Origin of the sequence: Rhodococcus sp. TAF43, assembly GCF_052113525.1 — a bacterium.
Taxonomy (GTDB): Bacteria; Actinomycetota; Actinomycetes; order Mycobacteriales; family Mycobacteriaceae; genus Prescottella.
Genome location: NZ_JBFRDL010000001.1, coordinates 13,554 through 38,309, shown reverse-complemented (window position 1 = coordinate 38,309; position 24,756 = coordinate 13,554). Strand labels below are relative to the sequence as shown.

Sequence of the window (24,756 nt, the reverse complement as noted above, 5' to 3'; positions counted from 1 at the left end):
TGCCGAGCAGTACCGGGCTTCCGGACCCGGGACGCCGCCGCGATCGAGTTTCAGGTGGCGCTGCGTTCGTCGGAGCCCATCGCGTCGAGCACCGCCATGCGGGTCGCGGGAGCGCCGGTGATGGTGCCCTCACCGACGCCGTCGGTCAGCAGGTTCCGCCAGCGGGTCTCGTCGAACTCCAGCGGTGCGGTCGACTCGAGGAAGTTCTCGACCACACCGAGGAAGCGGAGCGGGTCGTCGCGGAACGGGAAGTGACCGGCGTCCTCGAAGATCTCGAGGTGTGAGCCGGGCATCGCGGAATGCGCCAGATGTGCGTGGCTGACGGGGATCACCGAGTCGCGCGCGCCCCAGATCAGTTGCACCGGGAGGTTCTCGGTCAGATAGCACCGGTCGAGCATCGTGACCACCTGACCGCGCCAGTCGACCACCGAGCGCAACGTCCGCAGGTACGCCTCGTACGCCGTCGGATCTGGCAGGGCGCCGAGCACCCGGACCAGGTCGGGGGTGTCGTGCAGCATCGTGCCGGGACGCAGCGGCGACCCGTGGAGGCGGGAGACGACCTCGCCGATCGCGCGGACCGACGTCATCGCACCCGGAATGCGCAGCAGCTTGAGGGCCTCGTTGACCACCGGCATCGAGATCAGGCGCAGCAGCGGATGCACGTCCTTGGTGACACCGCCGGCCGACACCAGCACCAGACGGTCGACCATGTGTGGGAACTGGTAGGAGAACTGCATCGCGACGCCGCCGCCGAGCGAATGACCGACGACGGTGACCTTGTCGATATCCAGCACCGAGAGCAGATCGCGCATGCCGTTCGCGTAGGCGGCCACCGAATAGTCGGCGCGGGGCTTGTCGGAGCGCCCGTGGCCGAGGAGGTCCGGTGCGATCACCGTGTAGTTCTGAGCCAGGTGCGGGATGATCTCGCTCCACGTCGACGAGTTGTCGCCGATGCCGTGCAACAGGAGGACGGCCGGACCCGCGCCGGCCATGCGGAACGCGCGCCTGTACCCGTGGATGGTGCGGAACACGAGCCGCGGCTCGGTGTCCGGCACCGGGCGGAGCATTCGCGTGCGGGAGTCGCTCATATCGCCTCCTGAAGCTGCTGCCCGGCACGCGGGCACCGCTCAGATATCGATCGTCCGAGTATATCCGTGCACCGAGACGCTATGCGCCATATGAGTCGTCAGTGTGACTTCGGATAACGGAAGGGTTTCGTCGTCCACGATACCTGGACGAACGACCAAATGTTGGGTCGATCAAACCTCAGTTCTGATCGTCGTCCCCGGGTGCGTCGTCGTCGAGGCGGGCCTGCTCGGCGAGGAAGCGTTCGAACTCCGCGCCCAGTTCATCACCGCTCGGCAGGTCGTCGTCGCTCGCGAGGAGCGTCGACTGCTGTTCCTGGGCAGCGACGTACGAGTCGTACTGGTTCTCGAGCGCCCGGACCACCGACTGGACCTCCTCGTTCGACGCGATGTGCTCGTCGATCTGCTCGCGGACCCGAGCCGACGCCTCGCCGAGCGCGACGAGTGGCAGTTCGAGGTCGGCGATCTCCATGACGTTCTCGAGTAGCGTCTCCGCGGCGGCCGGATAGTCGGTTTGCGCGAGGTAGTGCGGAACGTGCACCGAGAAGCCCACGGACTCGTGGCCGTGCTGGCTCATCCGCAGTTCCAGCAGCGACGATGCGCTGCCGGGGACCTGGAGTTCGCCGGACCAGCGGTGATGATCCTTGATCAAGTCCTTGTTGGTCGAGTGCGCGGTCACGCTGAGCGGCCGCGTGTGCGGGATGGCCATCGGAATGGCATTGATCCCGACGGTCCGGCGCACGCCCAATTGCTCTGCGAGCAGGCGGACCGCCGTGGTGAACCGTTCCCAGCGCAGATCCGGCTCCATGCCGGCCAACAGCAGGAACGGCGTGCCCGCGGTGTCGCGCAGGGCGTACAGGTTGAGTTGAGGAGTCTCGAAGTCCGAGAAATGGTCTGCCTTGAACGTCATGGTCGGACGCCGCGATCGATAGTCGATGAGCTCGTCCACCGCGAACGACGCGACGAGTTCGGTTTCGAGGCTCTCGCGCAGGTGCTTGGTCGCCAGCTTCACCGCGTGCCCGGCATCGGAGAATCCCTCGAGACCGTGAACCAGGACCGGTCCCAGGCCGTCGGCCGACGACAGATGCGGTGCCGGGAACTCCAGCTCGTACATCTTCGACTGCTCGTCCATGACGGCTCCCTTCCTTCGAACTTCTGCTTCCAGTGTCCCTCACCGGCTCCCGCGTGCCGAAACCGGAGCGGGGGACCAGCGGCGGGGCGCTGCGGTGCCACTGTCGAACAAGATCATCGAATCTCGTCCCTCGAGGGCCAACACCGGGTCGGCCGCATTGATTCCCGGCCCCGGCGCGGCGACGCCTGTACCCGTCGCGATCGATGTTCACCTCGATCGCCGTTCGCGTGTGACAGGCTGTCCGCGCGGAACGAGAACGAGGCGGACACCCCGGCGCTGGGACGATGGAGGCTCGAGCATGTCGCAATGGAAGCGGATCGCCGCGGCGGTGCTGCTGGGGTCGGCTGTCCTGCTCACGGGCTGTTCGGAGGCGGTGACGGGAACTCCGCTGTCGGACGAGTCCGTCGCCGCCGATGCGCGGCCGTTGGGAGACCTCCTTCTCGACCCGGCTGCCTTCCCGCCGCAGTACCCGGCGGTCGTGCTTCCCCCGCAGGCAGTTTCGCAGGCTGCGCCCGACCTGACTGGCATCGCACCGGGCGCCAAGGTGGAACCGGCCGGCTGCAAGCCTCCCGTCCAGGACTACGGCCCCGACGGCACCGCAATGGTCGTGGGCACCGACAACGCCAACCGCTCGACGATCACGATCGAATTGATCCGGGTCGCCACGCCGCTCGTGGAGCTCGGAGCGCAGCTGTCCGAGTGCCCGGAGGTGACCGCCACCCGCAACGGGGTGGATTCGGTCGTCCGGACCACCCTCACTCCGCCCCCGCCGATCGATGCCGACGACACCCTCGCGCTGCGTCGTTCGGTGAGCTCGGGCCAGGGCGACCAGGCGGTGACACAGTCGATGCTCACCTTGATCGCGCAGGTCGACGACGTGCGGGTGCAGGCGACGTTCATGTCGTTCGGGGCAGATGCCGACACCGCCGCTCTCGACGAGCTGTTCACCGCGGCGGTACTGAAGGTCCACGCGGACTGAGCCGCCGACGCTAACACGGCAAACCGACAGTCCTGTCTGTGCCCGGAGCCGTGAGCTCGGGGTTCTGCACAGGCGGCGGCGACATCCACAGGTCCACCGAATCCCCAGGTCGTGCCCCGGGCCGGGGGGCGCCCCGAGCGGCAGGGTCGGGGCATGACGACACCGGCCTTCTCACACGACTCGCCCCGCCCACACAACCCGGCTCTGTCCGGACACAGTGATCTCGGGACCCCGAACGCGGTCCGGATATCCGACCCCGGCGACCTCATCAGCGCCGTACCGGCCCTGCTGGGGTTTCACCCCCGCCGCTCACTGGTCGCGATCTGTCTCACCGGAACCAGCGTCGGCGCGGTGATGCGCCACGACCTCGTGCTCCACGATCCCGCTGGGGTGCACGGCGTGATGGAACTGGTCCTCGACCAGTTCGCGGCGGTGAGTATCCGGGAGGGTGCCGATCGGGTCCTCGTGGTCGTGGTGGACGATCGGATCCCACCCCGCGAGCGTTCGGGCGACCTGTGGCGGCACTCTGCGATCGTCGATCGTTTCCGGGAACTGTTGTGCGCCGGAGGAATCGAGTTGGCGGCCGCGCATCTCGTCCCGCGAATCGAAGCCGGCGTGCAGTGGCGGGACCTCGTGGGGCACAGCCGCGGCGTGCTGCCGGATCCCGCCGCATCCGAGGTGGCCGCGGCCCAGGTGTTCGGGGGTCGTGCGATCCGGGGGTCCCGTGAGGAGCTGGAAGCAGTGCTCGATCCGGTTCCGGCTGGCGAGCAGGCGTGCATCGCGGAGATCATCGACGCGGCGCGGGAGGCGAGTGTGCGGGGGTTCGCTCTGGCGCACACGGCGTCCGATCCCGCCGGCGTCGAACGTGCCCACCTCGAACGCGTCCTCGCGCGCATCGCAGCACTCGACTCGGGTGACGAGATCACGGCGCACGAGTGCGCGGATATGGCGCTCGCACTGGAGAATCCGCACATCCGGGACGCGCTGCTCGCGCTGACGATCGGGGAGCACGCCGACGCGGCCGAACAGATGTGGATTCATCTGGGCAGGTCGTTGCCCGATCCCGAGCGCGCCGAACCGCTCGCGTTGCTCGGCTACAGCTCGTACGTGCGCGGCGACGGTCCGATGGCGGGTGTCGCGCTGTGTGCCGCGCTCGCGGCCGATCCGTGTCATCGGCTCGCGAACCTGCTCGACGACGCCCTGCAGGCCGGGATCCGGCCGGATGCCCTGCGCGACCTCGCTGATCTCGGATACGAGGTGGCGCAGGACCTCGGCGTGCAGCTGCCGCCGCGGGGCGGGTTATCGCCGCGCGGCGTGTGACCGGTCTCCGAGCGCCTGCAGGTACGTCCATGCGTCGGCGACGATCTCGTCGAGATCGGTGTGCTCGGGCTTCCAGCCCAGCTCGTCGATCGCGCGGTCGCTCGATGCGATGAGGACCGCCGGATCACCGGCGCGGCGCGGCGCGTCCTCGGCGGTGATGGGGAGTCCCGTCACTCGTTCGCAGGCCGAAATGACCTCGCGGACAGTGAATCCTGCGCCGCTGCCGAGGTTGTAGATCCGGTGCCGTCCCGGCTCGGACGACTCGAGCGCCAGCAGGTGGGCCTCCGCGAGATCCAGTACGTGGATGTAGTCCCGCACCGCGGTGCCGTCCTTGGTCGGCCAGTCGGTTCCGAACACCGCGATCTTCTCGCGTTGACCGAGCGCGACCTGGAGCACGAGGGGGATGAGATGCGTTTCCACGACACGGTTCTCGCCCGCGCCCTTGTAGGCGCCCGCGACGTTGAAGTAGCGCAGGCTCGTCGCCGCGAGGGAATGCGCGTTCGCATACGACGTGATCGCATGGTCGATCGCGAGTTTCGTGGCGCCGTACGGGTTGGTCGGACGAGTCGGATCGTCCTCCGTGATCGGTGTCCGCTCGGGCTCGCCGTAGGTGGCGGCCGTGGACGAGAACACCAGACGTGGCGTACCGGAGACCCGCATCGCTTCGAGCAGTGCGAGCGTCGTGACGACATTGCCCTGCCAGTACTGCTCGGGGCGCTCGACCGACTCGCCGACGAGCGACTGCGCCGCGAAATGCAGCACACCGTCGAATCGAGGTGCGCTGTCGCCGGATCCGAGAACGGATCCGGCGACAGCAGCCACGTCGCCTTCGATGAAATCGGCGCCGACGGGAACCGCGTCGGCATTACCCGTCGACAGATCGTCGACGACGACCACCTCGTGGCCGCGCTCGAGCAGTACCGTGGCGCACACGCTGCCGACATAGCCGGCACCGCCGGTAACCAGAAGTCTCACCGTTCATCTCCTCTGGCACCGGCGTCGAACCGGCGAAGCGGTCTGTCAGACCTGCTTCACCTGGACGGCGTGGGCCATTTCCTCGGGAAGGTCGAATTCGTCGTGACCGGACACGGTGATCGTCACCGAGCCGGGTCGGGTCTCGACTGTAACCCGGGCATCGGGAACCACGCCCGCCTCACGGAGTTGGCCGATCAGTTCGGGATCGGACTGCACGTGCTCGGCGAGTCGCCGAACCACGACTGCGGTCGGCTTGCCCGGGGGCACGTCGGTGAGCCGGATCAGCGTCTCCGCGTTGCCTGCCGGGCGGTCCAGTCCCAGTTCGGCAAGCCCGGGAATCGGGTTACCGTACGGCGACGTCGTCGGGTTGTTCAGCACCTCGACGAGGCGCCGCTCGACGTCCTCGCTCATCACGTGCTCCCACCGGCAGGCCTCGGCATGCACCTGGTCCCAGTCGAGTCCGATGATGTCGACGAGCAACCGCTCGGCGAGACGGTGCTTGCGCATGACCGAGACCGCGAGGTTGCGGCCCTTCTCGGTCAACTCCAGATGACGGTCGCCTGCCACCTGGAGCAATCCGTCACGCTCCATGCGGGCAACCGTCTGGCTCACGGTCGGTCCGCTCTGCTCGAGCCGTTCGGCGATCCGCGCGCGGAGCGGGACGACGCCCTCTTCTTCCAAGTCGTAGATCGTCCGGAGATACATCTCCGTGGTGTCGACCAGATCCTTCACTCTTACACCCCTTCGTCCGGAGTGATTCTACCGGGCAAATCACGTTCCGGGTTCCGCTCGGGCGCCAGGCGCGTCCGGTCCGCCGTCGGGGCTCCGAACCGGTCCCGGACATGGCGCCTCGCGCCTGCCGTGCCGCGGCAAGTAACTTGGGTCCATGACCGCGTCGACAGGTCCCGTCGAGGGCATCTCAGCTTCCGCAAGCGACCGCGTCGTGGTGTGGAGCCCGGACTATCTCAGCTATCGCTGGAGTCCCCAGCATCCGATGAACCCGACCCGTCTCGAGCTGACGATGGATCTGGCGCACGGACTCGGGCTCGTCGAGGGCGCCGAGGTGGTGCGGCCCGACGCCGCCACGGACACCGACCTGCTCCGCATCCACACCCCCGCGTACATCGACGCGGTGAAGCTTGCCGGATCGGTTCAGGACGGCCCGCTGCCCGCGGAGGTCGAGACCCGGCACGGGCTGGGCACCGAGGACAACCCGGTCTTCCCCCGGATGCACGAGGCCAGCGCGATCCTGGCGGGCGGAACCCTGGCGGCGGCCGAGGCGATCGCATCCGGCCGCGCCCGGCGCGCGGTCAGCATCGGCGGCGGAATGCACCACGCGATGGCCGACTGGGCGTCGGGCTTCTGCGTCTACAACGACGCCGCGATCGCGATCTCGTGGTTGCTCGACAACGGATTCGACCGCATCGCGTACGTCGACATCGACGCGCACCACGGCGACGGCGTGCAGCATGCGTTCCTCGGTGACCCACGGGTGCTGACGGTCTCGATCCACCAGCACCCGGCGACCCTGTGGCCGAACACCGGCTGGTCCAGCGAGGTGGGGGCGGGCGCGGCCGAGGGCACCGCCATCAACCTCCCGGTGCTGCCCGGTACCGGCGATGCGCTGTGGCTGAGGGGATTCCACGCGGTGGTTCCCGCCGCGATCGCAGCCTTCCGCCCGCAGATCGTGATCAGTCAGTGTGGCGCAGACAACCATCGGGAGGACCCGCTGGCCGATCTCGCGCTGACCGTCGACGGGCAGCGGGCGGCGTACCTGGCGATGCGCGACCTCGCGGACAGATACGCGGAAGGGCGGTGGCTCGCGGTCGGCGGTGGCGGCTACGGCCTGATCCGTGTCGTGCCGAGGTCGTGGACGCATCTCATCGCCGCGGCGCTGGATCGCGAGATCGATCCCGCCACCACGATTCCCGACTCGTGGCGTGAGAAGGCACACTCCCTTGCACCGAGCGTCGATCTCCCGACGACGATGGGGGAGTCCGGCGACACCGCGTACATGCCGTGGGACGGACCCGGAGGTACGCCGGAAACGGGTGTCGCCTCGATGGACCGGGCCCTGACCCGAATCGACGCGGCAATCATCGCGACCCGCCGCGCCACGTTCCCACTGCTCGGACTCGATCCGGAGGATCCCCGTGACTGACGGCACCGCCAAAGACGCCAAGGAAGTCGATGTGGAACGGGCACGGAACTTCCCGCGCCACTGGCTGGCGGACGTGCTGGCCTCCGACGGCGGCGTCGTCCACCTGCGGCCGATCGTCCCCGACGACGCCGACAAGCTCGTCGAGTTCCACAGCAAGCTCTCCGAGCGCACCCGGTATCTGCGTTACTTCGGTCCGTACCCCACGATGTCCAAGCGCGACATCGTCAACTTCACCACCGTCGACCACCGCAACCGCGTCGCCTTCGTCGCGATCCTGGGTGACGAGATCATCGCGGTGGGCCGCTACGAGCGGTTGCTCGACGTGGGCGACGGCCGGTCCGCCGAAGTCGCGTTCGTCGTCGCGGACGCCCACCAGGGCCGCGGGCTCGGGCCGATCCTGCTCGAACACCTCGCCGGTGCGGCGGCGGAGAACGGTCTGAACATGTTCGTCGCGGAGGTGCTCGCGGAGAACCGGAACATGGTCTCGGTGTTCCGTGAGGCCGGATACCAGGTGAGCCGCAGCTTCGACGGCGGAGTGTTACGCCTCGAGTTCGCGATCGACCCAACCGAAGCGCTGCTGTCGGTGCGGAACTCCCGCGAGCGCGCTGCCGAGGCGCGCAGCGTCCGCAACGTCCTCAGCCCGCGGTCCGTCGCCGTCATCGGGGCGTCCACCGACAGCTCCAAGGTGGGCAACGCGGTGCTGGTGAACCTGTTGCGTGGCAACTTCTCCGGTCCGGTGTATCCGGTCAACGCCGAGCACCGGTCGGTCCGTGGCGTCCGGGCGTACCCGACGGTGCGCGACATCCCCGACGACGTCGACCTGGCAGTGGTCGCCGTGCCGGCGGAGTCCATCGACGCGGTGCTCGACGACTGCCTCGCGAAGGGCGTCAAGGCGCTGGTGGTGGTGTCGGCGGGATTCAGCGAGACCGGTCCGGACGGACGGCACTCCGAACGCCGGCTCGTGCACGCCGCGCGGGCGCACGGTATGCGGCTCATCGGCCCCAACGCGCTCGGCGTCGCCAACAACGACGTCGCCGTCTCGCTCAACGCGACGCTGGCCCCGGTGCTGCCCAATCCGGGCAAGGTCGGTTTCTTCTGCCAGTCCGGCGCCCTGGGCATCGCGATCCTCGACCAGGCCGCCAAACGTCAACTGGGACTGTCGACTTTCGTCTCCGCCGGCAATCGCGCCGACGTGTCCGGCAACGACCTGCTCCAGTACTGGGACACCGATCCCGACACCGAAGTGGTCCTGCTGTACCTGGAGAGCTTCGGCAATCCCCGCAAGTTCTCCCGGATCGCCCGGCGGGTGGCACGGAACAAGCCGATCGTCGCGGTCAAGAGCGGACGCCACGCGGTGCCCCCGGCGCTGGCGGCGACCGGTGTCGAGATGGACGATTCCATCGTGCGGTCGCTCTTCGAACAGGCCGGTGTCGTGCAGGTCGGGTCGATCTCCCAGCTGTTCGACTGCGCGATGCTCTTCGGATACCAGCCGCTGCCGGCCGGGCCGCGGGTCGCGGTGGTCGGCAACTCGACCGCCCTCGGGGTGCTCGCCTCCGATGCCGCGCGCCGCGAGGGGCTGCAGGTGGGGGAGCCGGTCGATCTCGGCGCGCAGGCGACTCCCGAGATGTTCGCCGGGGCCGTGTCGCGAGCACTCGCATCGTTCGACGTCGACGCCGTGATCGCGGTGTTCGCGCCGCCGGTCGCGGTGCCCGTCGAGCCGTACGCGCAGGCCCTGCGTGAGGCCGTGATCGGCGCCGACAAGCCGATTCTCACCACGTTCCTGGCGACCGAGGGCATCCCCGACGTCCTGGCGGTGCGCGGTCCGGACGGGCATCCGACGCGCGGCTCGGTGCCGTCGTTCCCCGGCCCGGAACGTGCCGCGTTGGCATTGGCGCGGGCCTGGCGGTACTCCGCGTGGCGTGGACGTCCGGTGTCGAAGGTGGTGCGCCCCAACGGGATCGACCCGGACCGCGCGAAGCGGCTGATCGACGGTTGGCTGGGGGAGTCGAACGGGCGGTGGCTGTCGGACTTCGAGGCGGCGCAACTGCTCGAGTGCTACGGGGTGCACGTGGTGGAGTTCCGCGCGGCGACCACCGAGGACGAGGCGGTCGAGGCGGCGGACGAACTCGGCTACCCGGTCGCGGTAAAGGCGACCGGTGAACAGTGGCGGCACCGCCCCGACCTCGGAGGCGTGCGGCTGGACCTGGTGGGACCGGACTCCGTGCGGTTGGCGTACCGCGATCTTGCGGCCGCGTCCGGTGAGCCCCTGTTGCACGTGCAGAAGATGGCGACCAAGGGCATCGGCTGTGTCGTCGGGGTCCAGGACGACCCGTCGTTCGGCTCGCTCATCTCGTTCGGGCTGGCCGGCGTGATCTCCGATCTACTGGGGGACCGCGCCTACCGAGTACTGCCACTGACCGAGGACGAGGCCACCGAGCTGATCGACGCGCCCAAGGCCGCACCCCTGCTGTCGGGCTACCGCAGCGCGGTCCCGGTCAACAAGAAGGCCCTCGTCGATCTCGTGCAGCGGGTGTCCGCCCTCGCCGACGACCTGCCGGAGGTTCGTTCGCTCGCGTGCGAACCGGTGCTCGCGTCGGCGCAGGGTGCCGAGGTGACCGATGCCCGGGTGCGGATCGGACCGGAGCCGAGCATGGCGGATCTGGGTCCGCGGCGACTGCGGGAGTGGTGAACCGGACCGGGAACCGCAGGAACCCGGCCGGGAAATGCGAAAACCCGGCCGGTCGTGGCCCCCGAGGGGGGAGGGGGCACGACCGGCCGGGAGGCGCGGGAGAGCGTTCGGGTCAGCTGGCGTACGAGCGCAGTCGATCGGCACGCTCACCCTGGCGGAGCTTGCCCATCACCTCGCGCTCGATCTGGCGCACCCGCTCGCGCGAGAGGCCGAACAGTTTGCCGATCTGGTCGAGCGTGCGGGGCTGGCCGTCGTCGAGGCCGTAACGCAGCCGGATCACCTGCTGCTCGCGTTCGTCGAGCGTCGCGAGGACGCTGCGGACGTCGCTGTGCAGCAGCCCGGCGATGACGGCGTTCTCCGCGGACGTCGCCTCGGAGTCCTCGATGAAGTCGCCCAGCGGCGCTTCCTCGTCGTTGCCGACCGGCATGTCCAGGCTCACCGGGTCGCGGCTGTGATCGAGCAGGTCCGCGATCTTGTGCTCGGGGATGCCCGACTCCTGCGACAGCTCCTCGTCGGTGGCCTCGCGGCCCAGCTGCTGGTGCAGTTCGCGCTTGATGCGGGCGAGCTTGTTGACCTGCTCGACGAGGTGGACGGGCAGGCGGATGGTGCGGCTCTGATCTGCCATGCCGCGAGTGATGGCCTGACGGATCCACCACGTCGCGTACGTCGAGAACTTGAAGCCCTTCGCGTAGTCGAACTTCTCCATCGCACGGATCAGACCGAGGTTGCCCTCCTGGATGAGGTCCAGTAACGGCATGCCGCGTCCGGTGTACCGCTTCGCCAGCGACACCACGAGACGCAGGTTCGCCTCGAGCAGGTGGCGCCGGGCGGCCTCGCCGTCACGGACGATCGTGGCGAGGTCCCGCTTCTTGACGGCCGTGAGGCGCTTCTTGGTCTCCAGCACGTGCTTGGCATAGAGCCCAGCTTCGATCCGCCGCGCCAGGTCGACTTCGTCTGCAGCGGTCAGCAGTGCTGTCCGGCCGATCCCGTTCAGGTAGACGCGAACGAGATCCGCGGCCGGGCTCTGGCTGTCCAGATCGGAATCGGCGGTGCGGGGTCGAGTGGTGCTGGGGCTTGTCATGACGTGCCTCCTCGTCGGGGTGTCTCATATGCCTCAACGCTCCGACGGCCTGGGAAAGTTCCCGAACGGATTCACCTCTGCGGCCCGTGACCTGCGCGTTCCGGGTGCCTCCCCTGAGAAGTTCCTGAGAAGGTACCCGCCCGGGAACGCGCGTCAGGCGGGCTCGATCAGCCCGTGACGCACAAGCGAATGGACCAGCGGTACTGCCGTGGCCGTCAGCGACTCCTCGTCCTCACCGTGCGCGAAGGCGAGCAGCGTGATGAGCTCTTCCAACGCCAGTCCGTCGTCACGCATTCCCGCGAGCAGTGCCGCTGTGAGATCGTCCACCTCGTGCTGCCACTGCGGTCCGTTGCCGCGATGCACGCGCGCCACCACCTGATCCCAGCCGTCCTCGCCCGGTAGGTACACCCGCTCGAGGGCGGTGTCGGGCCGGACCGCGAACCGCGCCGACAGGACATCGTGCTCCCGCAGCCACGCGAGACGCTCGAAGTAGGCGATTGCCTCGTCGCCGAGTGGGTCGGTGAAGCCGTGGCGCAGGTCCTCGCACAGGATGTCCGACGGCTCGTCCGTGCGCCGGAGATAGACGAAGCCGAACCCCACGCCCTCGACGTCGGCCTGCTCCAGGTGGTCGAGCCATCTCTGGGCACGGGCCTGCACGGCCGGGTCACGAGGGTCACCGCCGCCGTCGCGCAGCCACGTGCCGACGTAGAGCGCGGGATCGGCGACGTCGCGCTGGACGATCCAGGCATCGATCCCGTGTGCCGGCAGCCACGAGGCGATCCGGTGTCGCCAGTCCTCGCCATCCACGTGCAGCCACGACGCCAGCAGCGCCGCCGTCCCACCGGTGTTCAGGTACTCCGCCGACCGGGAGATCATCAGCTCGCTCGCCTCGTCCAGGTCCAGGCCCGAGTCGCGGTAGCTGTTGACGACGCGGGCCTCGCTCACGACGAACGGCGGATTCGCGACCACCTGGTCGAACGTCCGGCCCTCGACCGGCTCGAACCACGAGCCCTCGAGGAGCTCGAAGTCGAGGCCGTTGAGCGCGGCGGTCGCCGCGGTCAGATCCAGTGCCCGCGGGTTGATGTCGGTGGCGGTGACCGTGCCCGAATAGTCCGCGGCGCGCAGGGCCTGGATGCCGCAGCCGGTGCCCACGTCGAGCACGGTGCCCACCGGACGGGTGGGGGTCCCCTGCAGCAGAGACAGCGACGCGTGACCGACACCGATGACGTGGTCGTCGGCGGTCGGTCGGGCGCGCATCGAGCCGTCGAGATCCGACAGCACCCACCGGTTCCCCGTGCCGAGGTCGAGGGGGCGGAGGTCGAGTTCGGCGCGCACCGTCTCGCCGGTGCGCGAGAGCAGGCCGGCCGCGACCGCGTCGTCCAGCGCGAGTGGTGCGAGCGCGGACGCGACGTCGGCCGCATCGCAGTCGTCGCACAGGAGGAACAGTCGAACGAGCTGTCCCAGGTCGCCGCCGTTCGCGGTGGCGCGGCGGACCGGCACCGGTTCGTGCCGGTCGAGCGCGGCGTGGGCGTCGGCACCGAGAAGATCGAGAATCGAGTCGGTGTCGTACGCGCAGCGCGTCAGCGCTTCTCGGAGCGGGCCGCAGATGGAGAGCAGGAGGTCACGGGTCACGCGAGCATTGTTGCAGCCGTCATCGCACGCTTACCGGACCGGACGAGCGCGGCCGCTCAACCCTCGATCGTGCGGTGTTGCCTGGACTCGAGCGCATGCGCTGCGTCGCGGTGGTCGTACCTGCTCGGCTCGTCCTTCGACCGCGGCGGCCTGTCGTTCGCGATCAGGACCGCGATCCAGGGCAGCGGGATGGAGAGGGCGATGATGCCCACCGAGATCCAGGCGTTCCCGAACATTCCGTACGCGATCGCCGCGAGTATCAGCGCCGGGAACCGGAACGACATGATCGTCAGGTACTTCCGGACACGCGCCCGGTGCTGATCTTCGATGGACTGCGCAGCCTCGGTGATCAGAGCCGGGTTGCGGGGTGTGCCGCTCTCGGCCGACTCGTCGAACCCCGATGTTCTTGCCATGGGTTCCACTGTTCCACTCTCGCGAAGCAATTGCACATGCGGTTGCGGCATTATTGGGATGTGAGCACTTTGACGAAGGAACGTCCCGACACCACCACCGACGAGACGACCGACGACGACACCCCGAAATTCTTCCATTACGTGAAGAAGAACAAGATCGCCGAAAGCGCGGTGATGGGAACCCACGTCGTCGCGTTGTGTGGCGAGGTGTTTCCGGTCACCAAGTCCGCGAAGCCGGGTTCGCCGGTGTGCCCCGAGTGCAAGAAGATCTACGAGGGATTGCGCAAGGGCGACTGAGCGTCCGTGTCGTCGGTGGGCGCGTCGGACTCCGGTGCGTCCACCGATCCGCAGCCCTGGGACTGGGGCTCGGACTCGCATTCGGATCCGGACTGTGATCGATCCGACGTGAACCGGATCGGTCCGGTCGCGAGCCGTCGCGTCAGATTCGTCACAGGGCCGGCGTCCTCCGACGCATCGATCGCGGCCTGCGCGGCGATCCAGTCACGCACCTGCTCCATGCGGGTGGCCCGCGCCGGCCAGAACTCCTGGATCGTGGCGTTGAACTCGGCACCGAGCACGACGGCGAAGCCGAGGAAGAACGTGAAGAGCAGGAAGGCGATGGGCGTCGCGAGCGCGCCGTAGGTGTATCCGGTGCCGGCCACCGCGCTCAGATACCAGCGCAGAATCGTGCTGGCGGCCATGAAGAACACGCCGGCGAGTAGTGCACCGCCGAGCAGTCGATGCCACGGAAGCGATCTCGGCAGTGCCACCTTGTAGAGGGTGGTCAGGCCGACGATCAGGAGCAGACCGACCGCGGGGTAGTAGAACGCGTCCACCATCTCCGTCCCGACCGTGTGCCAGGACTCGGGGAGCGCGCGGCCGATCATCGTCGGCCCCAGTGCGACCAGTGGCAGCGTGAAGACGGCGAGGACGAGGAAGCCGACGTAGAGCAGCAACGCGAACACCCGCTGCCACACCGGGTGCCGGGCGTCCTGTTGGCCGTGTGCCTCGACGATCGAGTCGACGAACGTCGAGATTGCCGACGAACCCGCCCACAGCGACAGCAGGAAGCCCACCGAGATGATCTCCGGGCGGCCTCGCCCGAGGACATCTCCGACGGTTGGCTGGATGATCTGGTCGACGACGTTCTCGCTGAACACGGTGTGGCTGAACGTGATGATCTTCGACTGGATGATCTCCACCGTGTTCGGGCCGAACCACCCGCCGACATAGCCGAGACTGCCCAGCAGTCCCAGCAGCAGCGGGGGTAGCGACAGGGTCTGCCAGAACGCCGCGGTGGCCGACTTGCCGAAGATCGAATCGTGCCAGGCCTTGGACGCCGTTCGCCCGACCACCTGGGCACACCGACGGAGTGGTCGGCGTTTCGTGGCGGGCGGCGTCTCACTCATGATGCTTCCAGGATTCCTGACAATGCGCCGGGATGCCCGGTGGGGCGCCGCCGTGTCGCCGTCGATTCTGCCACCCCGCCGCCGGGCGAGGTCTGTGCAGGATCACGTCCCCGGCCGCGCGGCTGATGCTGAATCGGTCGGTCCCGACCGCTAGGCTCCTCGGGGGTCGTCGCCCGAGGGCGTGGCCCCGAGACTGTGGTCGGGCAGCGGCCGAGAACCCCGTCAGCGAAGCAAGGAGTGGGAACAACTGTGCGAAGCCAGCGGCGAGGTGCGATGTGAGCGCTGAACCCGGAAGTGTCGAAACTGCACCAGCTCCCACCGGCTCCCTCCGAGCGTGGCAGCGGCGTGCCCTGACCAAATACCTGGCTACCAAACCCCGCGACTTCCTGGCCGTCGCGACGCCGGGCGCCGGCAAGACGACGTTCGCGCTGCGCGTGGCCTCGGAGTTGCTGCGTGACCGCACCGTCGACCAGATCACTGTCGTCGCGCCCACCGAGCACCTCAAGCACCAGTGGGCGGAGTCCGCGGCCCGCAACGGCATCGCTCTGGACTCGCACTTCTCGAACTCGACGGGGCAGACGTCGTCGGATTACCACGGTGTGGTCGTAACGTACGCGCAGGTCGCGTCGCACCCGTTCAAGCACCGCGTCCGGACCGAGGCGCGTCGGACACTGGTGATCCTGGACGAGATCCACCACGGCGGTGACGCGAAGAGCTGGGGTGACGCCATCCGGGAGGCGTACGGCGACGCGACACGCCGCCTGGCACTCACCGGTACCCCGTTCCGCAGCGACGACAGCGCGATCCCGTTCGTGAACTACGAGCCCGACAACGAGGGCCTGATGCGCTCGAAGGCGGATCACTCGTACGGCTACTCCGACGCCCTGGCCGACGGCGTCGTCCGTCCGGTGGTGTTCCTCGCCTACTCGGGGGAGGCTCGCTGGCGCAACAGCGCCGGCGAGGAATTCGCGGCCCGGCTCGGTGAGCCGCTCAGCGCCGAGCAGACGGCCCGCGCGTGGCGCACGGCGCTCGACCCCGCCGGAGACTGGATCCCGGCGGTCCTGGCGGCCGCCAACACCCGTCTCGGGCAGTTGCGCGCCGGCGGCATGCCCGACGCGGGTGGCCTGATCATCGCGACGGACCAGACGGTGGCCCGCGCGTACGCGAAGACCCTCGAGGCGATCACGGGTGAGGCGCCGGCGCTGGTGCTGTCGGACGACCCGACGGCGTCGAACCGGATCGCGGAGTTCGGCAAGAGCACGCAGGCGTGGATGGTTGCGGTACGCATGGTGTCCGAGGGCGTCGACGTGCCGCGGTTGGCGGTCGGCGTCTACGCCACGAGCGCGTCCACGCCGCTGTTCTTCGCGCAGGCCATCGGTCGGTTCGTGCGATCGCGGACCAAGGGCGAGACGGCGAGCGTGTTCCTGCCGTCCGTGCCGGTGCTACTGGACCTTGCGAGTCAGCTCGAGGCGCAGCGGGACCACATCCTCGGCAAGCCGCACCGTGAGAAGGACGGTCTCGACGACGACCTGCTCGCCGACGCGAACAAGCAGAAGGACGAGCCGGGCGAGGAGGAGAAGGCGTTCGTCTCGCTGGGCGCCGACGCCGAGCTGGACCAGGTGATCTACGACGGCTCCTCCTTCGGGACCGCGACGTTCTCCGGGTCCGACGAGGAGGCCGACTACCTCGGGCTGCCCGGACTGCTCGACGCCGAGCAGATGCGGGCGCTGCTGCGGCAGCGCCAGCAGAACCAGCTGGACAAGCCGGCCGCCGCTGCTGCGGCGGCTGCACCGCCGATCCCCGCGCCCCAGGTGGCCGAGCGGGTGGCGTCCGCGGGCCAGTTGGCGAACCTGCGCCGCGAACTCAATTCCCTGGTGGCGATGCACCACCACCGGGTGACCACCGATGGTGGTCACCCGCTTCGGGAACTGGGGACGGACGAGCGTCCGCCCGGAGGGCTGACGCGCTAGACGGTCGCCGCGGATGATTCCGAGTCGCTCACGATGGTGGCGTTCATCTCACGAAGACGATCTGCATGCTCGTTGGCGTGGTGCTGGCAGAAGAGAAGCTCTCCTCCACTCGCGAGCACAGCGCGCACGCGGGCTCCTGCGCTGCACCGGTCGCACCGGTCAGCAGCGGTCAACGGGGGGCTGGTCAGTGTTCCGGGCATGACTCCTCCGAACTGGCTGTGGGGTGGTACCCACTGCCTGGGGTCTTCCGCCGCGTCGGGGGTGACGCGGTAGGTCCACTCTGTCAGACGTTCGACTTGATCGGGTTGTTCCCGATACTTCCTCGGTGTGTCCTCACTAACACCCACCGTCCTGAACTCGCACTATGCGTTTCGGGACGATTCGGGTGTTCGCTGACAGCTGAGCGCTGCTCTATCGTTCGGGGCCTCGGCGGCGGAAAGGACGACACATGTCGACACCGGATCAGTCGGAGCAGTTCGCGGGCGGGTCCCTGCTCCACATGTGCAGCAGGGACGAATGGGCGACAGCGCAGCGCCTCGGCGAGCGCGTACCGCCCGGCTTCGACGCGGACGGCTTCGTGCACCTGTCGACGCCCGCGCAGGTGCACCTCCCCGCGAACCGGCTCTTCGCGGGCCGCCGGGATCTGGTGCTGCTGAGCCTCGATCCCGACCGGCTCGGGGCGCAGGTGCGTTGGGAGCCCGGCGTGCCGTCCGACCCCGCCTCGATGCGCTTCCCGCACCTGTACGGGCCGCTGCCGGTCGCCGCGGTCGTCGAGGTGACCGACTACCTCCCGGACGACGCCGGAGTGTTTCCGCCGATCGGTTAGCCGTCGGTAGGTGTGTTGGCGCTACCGTTGAGCCATGAACGTGGAAGTGACCCCGCTGCCCGGTATCGGAGTTCGTAAGGATTTCGCGCTCGCGATGGGCCGACGCATCGGTGTGGTCACCCACCGCGACGGTCGTACCGAGCTGATCGTCTCCAAACTCGACGACCCGGATGCGTGCATGGCTTCGATTCCGCTCGAATCCGATGAAGCGTCGGTGCTGGCCAATCTGCTCGGGGCGCCGCAGCTCGTCGCACAGCTGCGGGAGGAGCACCGGGATCTGCCCGGAATCAGCACCCGCCAGATGCCGATCACCGAGAACTCGCCGTGGGATGGCCGCACGCTCGGCGAGACCGCGATGCGGACCCGCACCGGGGTGTCCGTCGTCGCCGTGATGCGCGCCGGTCAGGTCGCGCCGTCGCCCAATCCCGACTTCACCTTCACGGAGGGCGACCTGCTGGTCGCGGTCGGAACGCAGGAGGGCCTCGATCACGCGGCCAAGATCCTCGCGCACGGCTGATCCCGGCTCGGCTACGCGCGCACGATGACCGGAACCTCCCTGGCACTCGTCGAACTCGGCGCTGTGTTCTTCGCGCTCGGTGTCCTCGGTCGACTCGCCGGCCGCATCGGCCTGTCACCCATCCCGCTCTATCTGATCGGCGGCCTGTGTTTCGGCCAGGGCGGATTCATCCAGCTCGGCGACATCGGCGAGTTCAGCCACCTCGCGAGCGAGATCGGCGTCGTGCTGCTGCTGTTGCTGCTCGGCCTCGAGTACACCGCAGCCGAGTTGGTGACCGGGCTGCGCCGGTCCTGGATGGCCGGCGTCGTCGACCTGGTCCTCAACGCGGTTCCCGGCGCGGTGATGGCACTGATGCTGGGCTGGGGGCTGGTCGGGGCGCTCGTGCTCGGCGGTGTGACCTACATCTCGTCGTCCGGCATCATTGCCAAGGTGCTCGGGGACCTGGGTCGTCTCGGCAACCGCGAGACGCCGATCGTGCTGTCGATCCTGGTGTTCGAGGACCTCGCGATGGCCGTCTACCTGCCGATCCTGACGGCGGTCCTGGCCGGCGTCAGCTTCCTCGGCGGGCTGCAGGCGGTCGGCGTCTCGTTCGCGGTCATCACCGCCGTGCTGCTGATCGCGCTGCGGTACGGGAACGTCGTCTCGGCCGTCGTCGACAGCCCGGACCGCGAGGTGTTCCTGCTCAAGCTGCTGGGTGCGGCACTGCTCGTCGCGGGGTTCGCGTCGTCGCTGCAGGTCTCCGCGGCGGTGGGCGCTTTCCTGCTCGGTATCGCGATCTCCGGCTCCACGGCGCGCAACGCGACCCGCCTGCTCGAACCGTTGCGGGACCTGTTCGCCGCGATGTTCTTCGTCGTGTTCGGCCTCAACACGGATCCGACGACGATCCCGCCCGTGCTGCTGCCCGCCATCGCTCTCGCCGTCGTGACGACCGCGACGAAGGTCCTCACCGGATGGTGGGCCGCCGGGCGGCAGGGAATCGGCGTGATGGGCCGGGCCCGCGCCGGAGCGGCGCTGATCGCGCGCGGAGAGTTCTCGATCGTCATCGCGGGTCTGGCCGTGTCCGCCGGTGCGGTGGAGGGCGAACTCGCGGCACTGGCAACCGCCTACGTGCTGCTGATGGCCGTGCTCGGTCCGGTCGGCGCGCGGGTCGCGGAACCGTTGGTCCGGCTGTGGCAGCGACCTCGACCGAACGAAGAAGGGGCCCCGAAGGACCCCTTCCTCACGAACTGACCAGTGCTAGGCCGGTGCTAGGCAGTGCTAGTCCAGGTAGTCGCGCAGCACCTGGGAACGCGACGGGTGGCGCAGCTTGGACATCGTCTTCGATTCGATCTGGCGGATCCGCTCCCGGGTCACGCCGTAGACCTGGCCGATTTCGTCTAAAGTCCGCGGCTGGCCGTCGGTGAGACCGAAGCGCAGACGCACCACGCCGGCCTCGCGCTCGGACAGCGTCTCGAGCACCGACTGCAGCTGATCCTGCAGCAGCGTGAAGCTGACCGCGTCGACGGCCACGACGGCCTCGGAGTCCTCGATGAAGTCGCCGAGCTGGCTGTCGCCCTCGTCGCCGATCGTCTGATCGAGGGAGATGGGCTCACGCGCGTACTGCTGGATCTCCAGCACCTTCTCCGGCGTGATGTCCATTTCCTTCGCGAGCTCCTCCGGGGTGGGCTCGCGGCCCAGGTCCTGGAGCAGCTCACGCTGGATGCGGCCGAGCTTGTTGATGACCTCGACCATGTGCACCGGGATACGGATGGTGCGGGCCTGGTCGGCCATCGCACGGGTGATGGCCTGACGGATCCACCACGTCGCGTACGTCGAGAACTTGTAACCCTTGGTGTAGTCGAACTTCTCGACCGCGCGGATCAGGCCCAGGTTGCCTTCCTGGATGAGGTCCAGGAACGCCATGCCGCGGCCCGTGTACCGCTTGGCCAGCGACACCACGAGGCGCAGGTTGGCCTCGAGCAGGTGGTTCTTGGCGCGGTTGCCGTCGCGGGTGATCCAGTTCATGTTGCGGCGATCGGCGGGGGAGGGCTTCTCGCCCTTCTCTGCCATCTCGGCCATCTTGAAGGTCGCGAACAGGCCGGCCTCGATGCGCTTGGCGAGCTCGACCTCCTCCTCCGCGTTGAGGAGCGCGACCTTGCCGATCTGCTTGAGGTACGCGCGCACCGAGTCGGCAGACGCGGTGAGCTCGGCGTCCTTGCGGGCCTGGCGGAGTGCCTCGGACTCCTCCTCGTCCCACACGAAGTCGCCGGACGCCTTGTCCTTCTCGGTGGGCTCGGCGGTCTCCTCGTCGTCTTCCTCGACGACGACGTCCTCGACCTCTTCCTCGACGAGTTCGCCGTCGGCGACGTCGAGATCGGCGATGTCGACGTCCTCGTCCTCGCCGATGTCGTCGCCGCCCTTGGCGGCCTTGGTGGTCGCCTTCTTGGTGGTCTTCTTCGCAGCCGTCTTCTTGGCGGCGGCCTTCTTCGCGGGCGCCTTCTTGGCGGCGGCCTTCTTGGCAGGCGCCTTCTTGGCGGCGGCCTTCTTCGCGGGAGCCTTCTTGGCGGCGGGCGCGCTACCGGTAGTGGCCTCGGCAGTGGATGCAGGGGTCGCTGATTCGGGTGTGGAATCGGCGGTCTGACGCGTATCGGTGGCTGCCACGTACGCCCTTTCGTGACGGTGTCGTGCGGCGTCACGCCAGAGTGGAATTCCGGCGGAGAGGTCTGTCGGGTTTCGCCGACTCACAGTCGGCCGCCATCCATTGTAACGACAGCTTTGAAATTGTTACGGAGCGATGCCCTTTTCCAGGCTGTTCTGCGTGGCCATGGCCGCGCCGACGATCCCCGCGGTGTTGAGGAGTGTGGCGGGAACGACGGGCGTGCGGTTCTCCAGACGGGGGATCCACTTCTCGTGTTTGCGGCTGATCCCGCCGCCCGCGATGAACAGGTCGGGCCACAACAGGTCCTCGAATCGGCACAGCACGCGGGTCACCTCGGCGGCCCACTCCTTGTACGACAGGGACTTGGTGTCCTTGACCGACGACGCGGCACGATGCTCGGCCTCCATGCCGTCGACCTCCATGTGGCCGAACTCCGTATTCGGGAGCAGGACGCCGTTGTGCAGGACTGCCGAACCGATGCCGGTGCCGAAGGTCAGCAGGACGACGACGCCGTCGACGTCCTTGCCGGCCCCGTACCGGTCCTCGGCCAGTCCGGCCGCATCGGCGTCGTTGAGCACCGTGACAGCGCGGCCGCGCAGCGCGGTCGAGAACAGCGTCCGCGCGTCCGTCCCGATCCACGACTCGTCGATGTTCGCGGCGGTCCGGGCGATGCCGTTCGTGACGACGCTGGGCAACGTGACACCGACCGGACCGTCCCAGCCTGCCCGTGCGGCGATCTCGGCGACGGTGGCCGCGACGGCATCCGGAGTCGACGGGTATGGGGTGGCGATCTTGATCCGTTCCTCGACGAGTTCACCGGTCTCGAGATCGACGAGTGCGCCCTTGATGCCACTGCCGCCGACGTCCACACCGAAGCCGCGAATTCCCACAATGGTCCCCTTCCGCCGAGATGACAGCCTGCGTCGAAACACTAGTTGGTTCCGCCGCGCTCGGTCCCGGGGATACGGGTGGTGGGTGTCTGTGGTCTGTGATGCTATACATCCATGCGCGCCACCGACAGTCCCACGGCTGAATCCAACTCCATCGATCCGGGCGTCCTCCGCCGCACGGCGATCGCGGTCGCCGAGGCCGCGGCAGCGCACGTGCGATCCCGCCGGCCGGAGGTGTTCGGCGTCATGGGCGCTGTGGTGCATGCGGGCGACGGCGACTCGGTGCAGTCCAAGAGCACGCCGACGGACCCGGTGACGATCGTCGACACGGAGACCGAGCAACTCATCCGGGCGCGCCTGGCGGACCTGCGCCCGCACGATGCCATCCTGGGCGAGGAGGGCGGTGGCGAGGAACACGGCGTGGCCGGCACCCGCTGGGTCCTCGATCCGATCGACGGCACCGTGAACTTCCTCTACGGCATCCCGGCGTACTCGGTGTCGGTCGCCGCGCAGGTCGACGGGGTGTCCGTCGCTGGTGCCGTCGTCGACGTCGCCGGGCGCGTGACCTACTCGGCCGCGCTCGGCGGGGGCGCCTCGTTCACCGACGCGGACGGCAACACCGGAACGCTCGCGTGCAACCCGGTGACCGAGGCGTCCTTGGCGCTGTTGGCGACCGGGTTCGGCTACGGCGCGCAGCGGCGCGCGGTGCAGGGCAGGCTGATCGGCGAACTGCTTCCCCGGGTCCGCGACATCCGACGGATCGGATCGGCCGCCCTCGACCTGTGCATGGTCGCGTCGGGTCGGGTGGATGCCCATTTCGAGCACGGGCTCAATCCGTGGGACTGGGCCGCGGGCGCACTCATCGCCAGCGAGGCCGGAGCCCGGGTGCACGTCCCGGCGCCCGACACGCGCAGTGCGGCGGGCGAAGTCGTGATCGCGATGGCGCCCGGCGTGGCCGACGATCTGGAGGCGGTCTTCCGGTCCGTGGGGTTGTTCGACCCGATCCCGTGATCGGTCGGACGGGTCAGCAGCGCGCGGTGCGGGCCGCTGCGAGCAGATCCGGGTCGAGCGGAGCCGGCTCGGTGCCCGCCGGCGGATCCTTCAGTGCGTTGAGGACCTCCGCCGCGTCAGCATTGGGATCGATCTGCTTCGCGAAGTAGGTTCCCAGCGCGAGATCGACGGTGTCGTCGGTGCGCGCGTCCTGGATCAACTCGGCGCACGGCGCGACGAGCCACAGCGCACTCGCGGCGGACAGTCCGTTCGGTCCGAACCGAATCTGCCCGTGGCACTGCAGGTTCTGGTCGACGTATACCGGGTCGTTCCCGACCTGGACGTCGGGTGCGCCCGCGAAACCGTAGTCACGCAGCTGGGTCGCGACGTCCGACGCCTGGCCGCGTTCGCCGTTGGCGTTGAACACGCGGACCTTGGTCGCGGACAGCGCCGCGGGTTCGACATCGAGGAGGGTGCTGCGCCCCACCTTCTCGCCGAGTGGTTGCGGCGGGGGGGCGTCGGCGGCCTTCGGTTTGACCGGCGGATTGCAGTCCACCGTGGTGGCGTACACCTCGGGCTTGGTGAAGATCTGGACCCAGACGACGACTCCGAGCAGCGCCAGCACCGAGATCAACGCGATCACGGGGACCGCGCGCCGGCGACGGAACGGACGGCCCTGACCGTCGGTCGAACTGCCATCGGTGATCAGTGAAACCACGGTGTATGTCGGCCTCTCCGTAGGCGAGCGCGGGCAGTGATCCCGCGAAAGGAAAAGAGTTGGTGTGGTTCCGGCCACCTTCTCGGGTGCCGCCGCCGTCCCGCTGCCCACTGTAGATCCCCGGCCGATCACCGTCCGGCACATGCCCCGTGCAGGAATGTCTCAGCTCGAGCAGTGGTTGGTGACGATTGACGGACAGTTTCCGGCAGTGTCCGGTTCGGTTGCCACTTTTCCTGATGCGTCGGCTATTGTCTGGCGGCCCCAGTCGTGAGAACACACGATTTCGAGAGGGTCCGGCGAGAACGGAAGGTGAGGTGTAGGTCATGTTTTCCGGAGGGCTTTTCGGGCACTTCCGGGCATCCTGCGGCGTTGTTAGTGCCACAGGAATGGATCTGCATCTCTGACGGTTCTCCAGGATCGCCCCACCCCCTGCCAGGGGACGGCGGCCCGGGCACCGGGGATACACGCAAGAGGACGAGGGGAAGAGGAAATGGCAACCGACTACGACGCACCCAGGCGATCGGAAACCGACGAGGTTTCGGAGGATTCGCTCGAAGAACTGAAGGCACGACGCAACGAGGCGCAGTCGGCAGTCGTCGACGTGGACGAGTCCGACACCGCGGAGTCGTTCGAACTCCCCGGCGCCGACCTGTCCGGCGAAGAACTGTCCGTGCGGGTGGTGCCCAAGCAGGCGGACGAGTTCACCTGCTCGAGCTGCTTCCTGGTTCACCACCGCAGCCGTCTCGCAAGCGAGGAGAACGGCGTCATGATCTGCATGGACTGCGCCGCCTGACGCGAGTCCTGAAGCAGACGGACTAGTCCTTCGGGGCTGTCCCGCGGCCGATGGCGGCCAGCAGTTCGGCTGGCCGCCTCGTGCTCACCAACCAGTAGGGCGTGGGGTCCTCGGGATCGTCGAGGACGATCAGCGCAGTCTGCTTGATCCAGGAACGATTCTGGACGTAGGCGGCCGGATCGAGCTGGCGCCCCATGGCCGCGCTCTTCGCCGACGGCGGAATGGTCGCGGTGCGGGAGATGGCGGAGAGCGGTAGATGCGCCCGACCCACCCGCACTTCACCGTCGGGGCCGTCGAACACCTCGATCCGGAGCCGCGACACCCACAGCAGGGCCCATACCGGGAACGGGAACAGCAGGACGTAGGGCAGCCAGGCGCGGACGCCCGGCGAACCCATATGGATCTCCGCGGCGAGCAGGCCTGCGATGAACAATCCAGCGGGCCACCACCACAACGGCACCCACAGACGCTCCGAATAGATCGGTGCTCGGGCATTGTCGGGCGTGGTCGCTGCGGGCTGAGACGATTCGGACACGTA

At 68.5% G+C, this 24,756-nt stretch carries 24 protein-coding genes; 11 read left to right on the top strand and 13 right to left on the bottom strand.

Annotation, left to right across the window (positions count from 1 at the left end; translation table 11 throughout):
• Nucleotides 1–50: 50 nt before the first annotated feature.
• Nucleotides 51–1,088, bottom strand: coding sequence for an alpha/beta fold hydrolase (locus AB4Z09_RS00190; RefSeq protein WP_174909777.1), 1,038 nt, complete (start codon nucleotides 1,086–1,088; stop codon nucleotides 51–53).
• Nucleotides 1,089–1,266: 178 nt separating this feature from the next.
• Complete coding sequence (locus tag AB4Z09_RS00185; RefSeq protein ID WP_114719909.1) at nucleotides 1,267–2,217, bottom strand: proteasome assembly chaperone family protein; 951 nt, start codon at nucleotides 2,215–2,217, stop codon at nucleotides 1,267–1,269.
• Between the two features lie 298 nt (nucleotides 2,218–2,515).
• Here AB4Z09_RS00185 and AB4Z09_RS00180 point away from each other — a divergent pair, with 298 nt between their 5' ends.
• Both AB4Z09_RS00180 and AB4Z09_RS00175 read left to right on the top strand, forming a co-directional pair.
• Nucleotides 2,516–3,196 (top strand): sensor domain-containing protein, encoded by a 681-nt coding sequence (locus tag AB4Z09_RS00180; protein WP_442238964.1) that lies wholly within the window; start codon nucleotides 2,516–2,518, stop codon nucleotides 3,194–3,196.
• A 153-nt stretch (nucleotides 3,197–3,349) separates the two neighbouring features.
• On the top strand, nucleotides 3,350–4,516 hold the full coding sequence (locus tag AB4Z09_RS00175; RefSeq protein WP_174909780.1) for a DUF4192 domain-containing protein: 1,167 nt from the start codon (nucleotides 3,350–3,352) through the stop codon (nucleotides 4,514–4,516).
• Here the strand turns inward: AB4Z09_RS00175 and galE are convergent.
• On the bottom strand, nucleotides 4,496–5,491 hold the full coding sequence (gene galE, locus AB4Z09_RS00170; RefSeq protein WP_174909782.1) for a UDP-glucose 4-epimerase GalE: 996 nt from the start codon (nucleotides 5,489–5,491) through the stop codon (nucleotides 4,496–4,498). The genes AB4Z09_RS00175 and galE overlap by 21 nt on opposite strands.
• A 45-nt stretch (nucleotides 5,492–5,536) precedes the next feature.
• A complete protein-coding gene (locus tag AB4Z09_RS00165) occupies nucleotides 5,537–6,223 on the bottom strand; it encodes a metal-dependent transcriptional regulator (RefSeq protein WP_114719917.1) in 687 nt (228 codons plus the stop codon).
• 154 nt (nucleotides 6,224–6,377) lie between these two features.
• On the opposite strand from AB4Z09_RS00165, the gene AB4Z09_RS00160 reads away from it, so the two are divergent.
• Entirely contained in the window at nucleotides 6,378–7,652 is a 1,275-nt protein-coding gene (locus tag AB4Z09_RS00160) for an acetoin utilization protein AcuC (protein ID WP_114719919.1), read from the top strand.
• Nucleotides 7,645–10,341 carry a bifunctional acetate--CoA ligase family protein/GNAT family N-acetyltransferase gene (locus AB4Z09_RS00155; RefSeq protein ID WP_114719921.1) on the top strand — a complete coding sequence of 899 codons (2,697 nt, stop codon included), beginning with the start codon at nucleotides 7,645–7,647 and terminating at the stop codon, nucleotides 10,339–10,341. The genes AB4Z09_RS00160 and AB4Z09_RS00155 overlap by 8 nt, the downstream gene beginning before the upstream one ends.
• A gap of 112 nt (nucleotides 10,342–10,453) precedes the next feature.
• On the opposite strand, the gene AB4Z09_RS00150 is transcribed toward AB4Z09_RS00155, so the two are convergent.
• The 3 genes from AB4Z09_RS00150 to AB4Z09_RS00140 all read right to left on the bottom strand — a co-directional run bounded on the left by AB4Z09_RS00150 (nucleotide 10,454) and on the right by AB4Z09_RS00140 (nucleotide 13,467).
• Nucleotides 10,454–11,422 (bottom strand): sigma-70 family RNA polymerase sigma factor, encoded by a 969-nt coding sequence (locus AB4Z09_RS00150; RefSeq protein ID WP_114719924.1) that lies wholly within the window; start codon nucleotides 11,420–11,422, stop codon nucleotides 10,454–10,456.
• 153 nt (nucleotides 11,423–11,575) lie between these two features.
• On the bottom strand, nucleotides 11,576–13,054 hold the full coding sequence (locus AB4Z09_RS00145) for a DUF7782 domain-containing protein (RefSeq protein WP_174909784.1): 1,479 nt from the start codon (nucleotides 13,052–13,054) through the stop codon (nucleotides 11,576–11,578).
• A 56-nt stretch (nucleotides 13,055–13,110) separates the two neighbouring features.
• Nucleotides 13,111–13,467, bottom strand: coding sequence for a DUF3099 domain-containing protein (locus tag AB4Z09_RS00140; protein WP_114719928.1), 357 nt, complete (start codon nucleotides 13,465–13,467; stop codon nucleotides 13,111–13,113).
• A 60-nt stretch (nucleotides 13,468–13,527) separates the two neighbouring features.
• On the opposite strand from AB4Z09_RS00140, the gene AB4Z09_RS00135 reads away from it, so the two are divergent.
• A complete protein-coding gene (locus tag AB4Z09_RS00135; RefSeq protein ID WP_114719930.1) occupies nucleotides 13,528–13,764 on the top strand; it encodes a DUF3039 domain-containing protein in 237 nt (78 codons plus the stop codon).
• Here AB4Z09_RS00135 and AB4Z09_RS00130 read toward each other — a convergent pair.
• Nucleotides 13,737–14,876: a YihY/virulence factor BrkB family protein gene (locus tag AB4Z09_RS00130; protein ID WP_174909785.1), complete on the bottom strand. Its 1,140-nt coding sequence runs from the start codon at nucleotides 14,874–14,876 to the stop codon at nucleotides 13,737–13,739. The genes AB4Z09_RS00135 and AB4Z09_RS00130 overlap by 28 nt on opposite strands.
• A gap of 275 nt (nucleotides 14,877–15,151) precedes the next feature.
• Between AB4Z09_RS00130 and AB4Z09_RS00125 the strand changes: the two genes are divergently transcribed.
• Nucleotides 15,152–16,846 (top strand): DEAD/DEAH box helicase, encoded by a 1,695-nt coding sequence (locus tag AB4Z09_RS00125; protein WP_442238963.1) that lies wholly within the window; start codon nucleotides 15,152–15,154, stop codon nucleotides 16,844–16,846.
• Here AB4Z09_RS00125 and AB4Z09_RS00120 read toward each other — a convergent pair.
• The gene (locus tag AB4Z09_RS00120; RefSeq protein ID WP_114719936.1) at nucleotides 16,843–17,046 is read right to left on the bottom strand and encodes a DUF7455 domain-containing protein; all 204 of its coding nucleotides are present in this window, start codon (nucleotides 17,044–17,046) and stop codon (nucleotides 16,843–16,845) included. The genes AB4Z09_RS00125 and AB4Z09_RS00120 overlap by 4 nt on opposite strands.
• A 248-nt stretch (nucleotides 17,047–17,294) precedes the next feature.
• Between AB4Z09_RS00120 and AB4Z09_RS00115 the strand changes: the two genes are divergently transcribed.
• Genes AB4Z09_RS00115 through AB4Z09_RS00105 form a run of 3 tightly spaced genes read left to right on the top strand, consistent with a single transcriptional unit; the run spans nucleotide 17,295 to nucleotide 19,419 of the window.
• Nucleotides 17,295–17,672, top strand: coding sequence for a DUF952 domain-containing protein (locus AB4Z09_RS00115; RefSeq protein WP_174909789.1), 378 nt, complete (start codon nucleotides 17,295–17,297; stop codon nucleotides 17,670–17,672).
• Between the two features lie 34 nt (nucleotides 17,673–17,706).
• Nucleotides 17,707–18,189: a cation:proton antiporter regulatory subunit gene (locus AB4Z09_RS00110; RefSeq protein ID WP_174909791.1), complete on the top strand. Its 483-nt coding sequence runs from the start codon at nucleotides 17,707–17,709 to the stop codon at nucleotides 18,187–18,189.
• Nucleotides 18,190–18,213: 24 nt separating this feature from the next.
• A complete protein-coding gene (locus AB4Z09_RS00105; protein WP_174909793.1) occupies nucleotides 18,214–19,419 on the top strand; it encodes a cation:proton antiporter in 1,206 nt (401 codons plus the stop codon).
• Between the two features lie 27 nt (nucleotides 19,420–19,446).
• On the opposite strand, the gene AB4Z09_RS00100 is transcribed toward AB4Z09_RS00105, so the two are convergent.
• Nucleotides 19,447–20,829 (bottom strand): RNA polymerase sigma factor, encoded by a 1,383-nt coding sequence (locus AB4Z09_RS00100; RefSeq protein ID WP_114719945.1) that lies wholly within the window; start codon nucleotides 20,827–20,829, stop codon nucleotides 19,447–19,449.
• 123 nt (nucleotides 20,830–20,952) lie between these two features.
• Nucleotides 20,953–21,720, bottom strand: a complete 768-nt coding sequence (gene ppgK / locus AB4Z09_RS00095) for a polyphosphate--glucose phosphotransferase (RefSeq protein WP_442239017.1) — start codon at nucleotides 21,718–21,720, stop codon at nucleotides 20,953–20,955.
• A gap of 111 nt (nucleotides 21,721–21,831) precedes the next feature.
• On the opposite strand from ppgK, the gene AB4Z09_RS00090 reads away from it, so the two are divergent.
• Nucleotides 21,832–22,728 (top strand): inositol monophosphatase family protein, encoded by an 897-nt coding sequence (locus AB4Z09_RS00090; RefSeq protein WP_114719947.1) that lies wholly within the window; start codon nucleotides 21,832–21,834, stop codon nucleotides 22,726–22,728.
• 13 nt (nucleotides 22,729–22,741) lie between these two features.
• On the opposite strand, the gene cei is transcribed toward AB4Z09_RS00090, so the two are convergent.
• Nucleotides 22,742–23,425 (bottom strand): envelope integrity protein Cei, encoded by a 684-nt coding sequence (gene cei, locus AB4Z09_RS00085; RefSeq protein ID WP_174909797.1) that lies wholly within the window; start codon nucleotides 23,423–23,425, stop codon nucleotides 22,742–22,744.
• A 490-nt stretch (nucleotides 23,426–23,915) separates the two neighbouring features.
• Here cei and AB4Z09_RS00080 point away from each other — a divergent pair, with 490 nt between their 5' ends.
• Nucleotides 23,916–24,218 (top strand): DUF4193 domain-containing protein, encoded by a 303-nt coding sequence (locus AB4Z09_RS00080; protein WP_031939713.1) that lies wholly within the window; start codon nucleotides 23,916–23,918, stop codon nucleotides 24,216–24,218.
• A 22-nt stretch (nucleotides 24,219–24,240) separates the two neighbouring features.
• Here the strand turns inward: AB4Z09_RS00080 and AB4Z09_RS00075 are convergent, their stop codons facing one another.
• Nucleotides 24,241–24,753, bottom strand: coding sequence for a DUF3093 domain-containing protein (locus tag AB4Z09_RS00075; protein WP_114719951.1), 513 nt, complete (start codon nucleotides 24,751–24,753; stop codon nucleotides 24,241–24,243).
• Nucleotides 24,754–24,756: the final 3 nt, after the last annotated feature.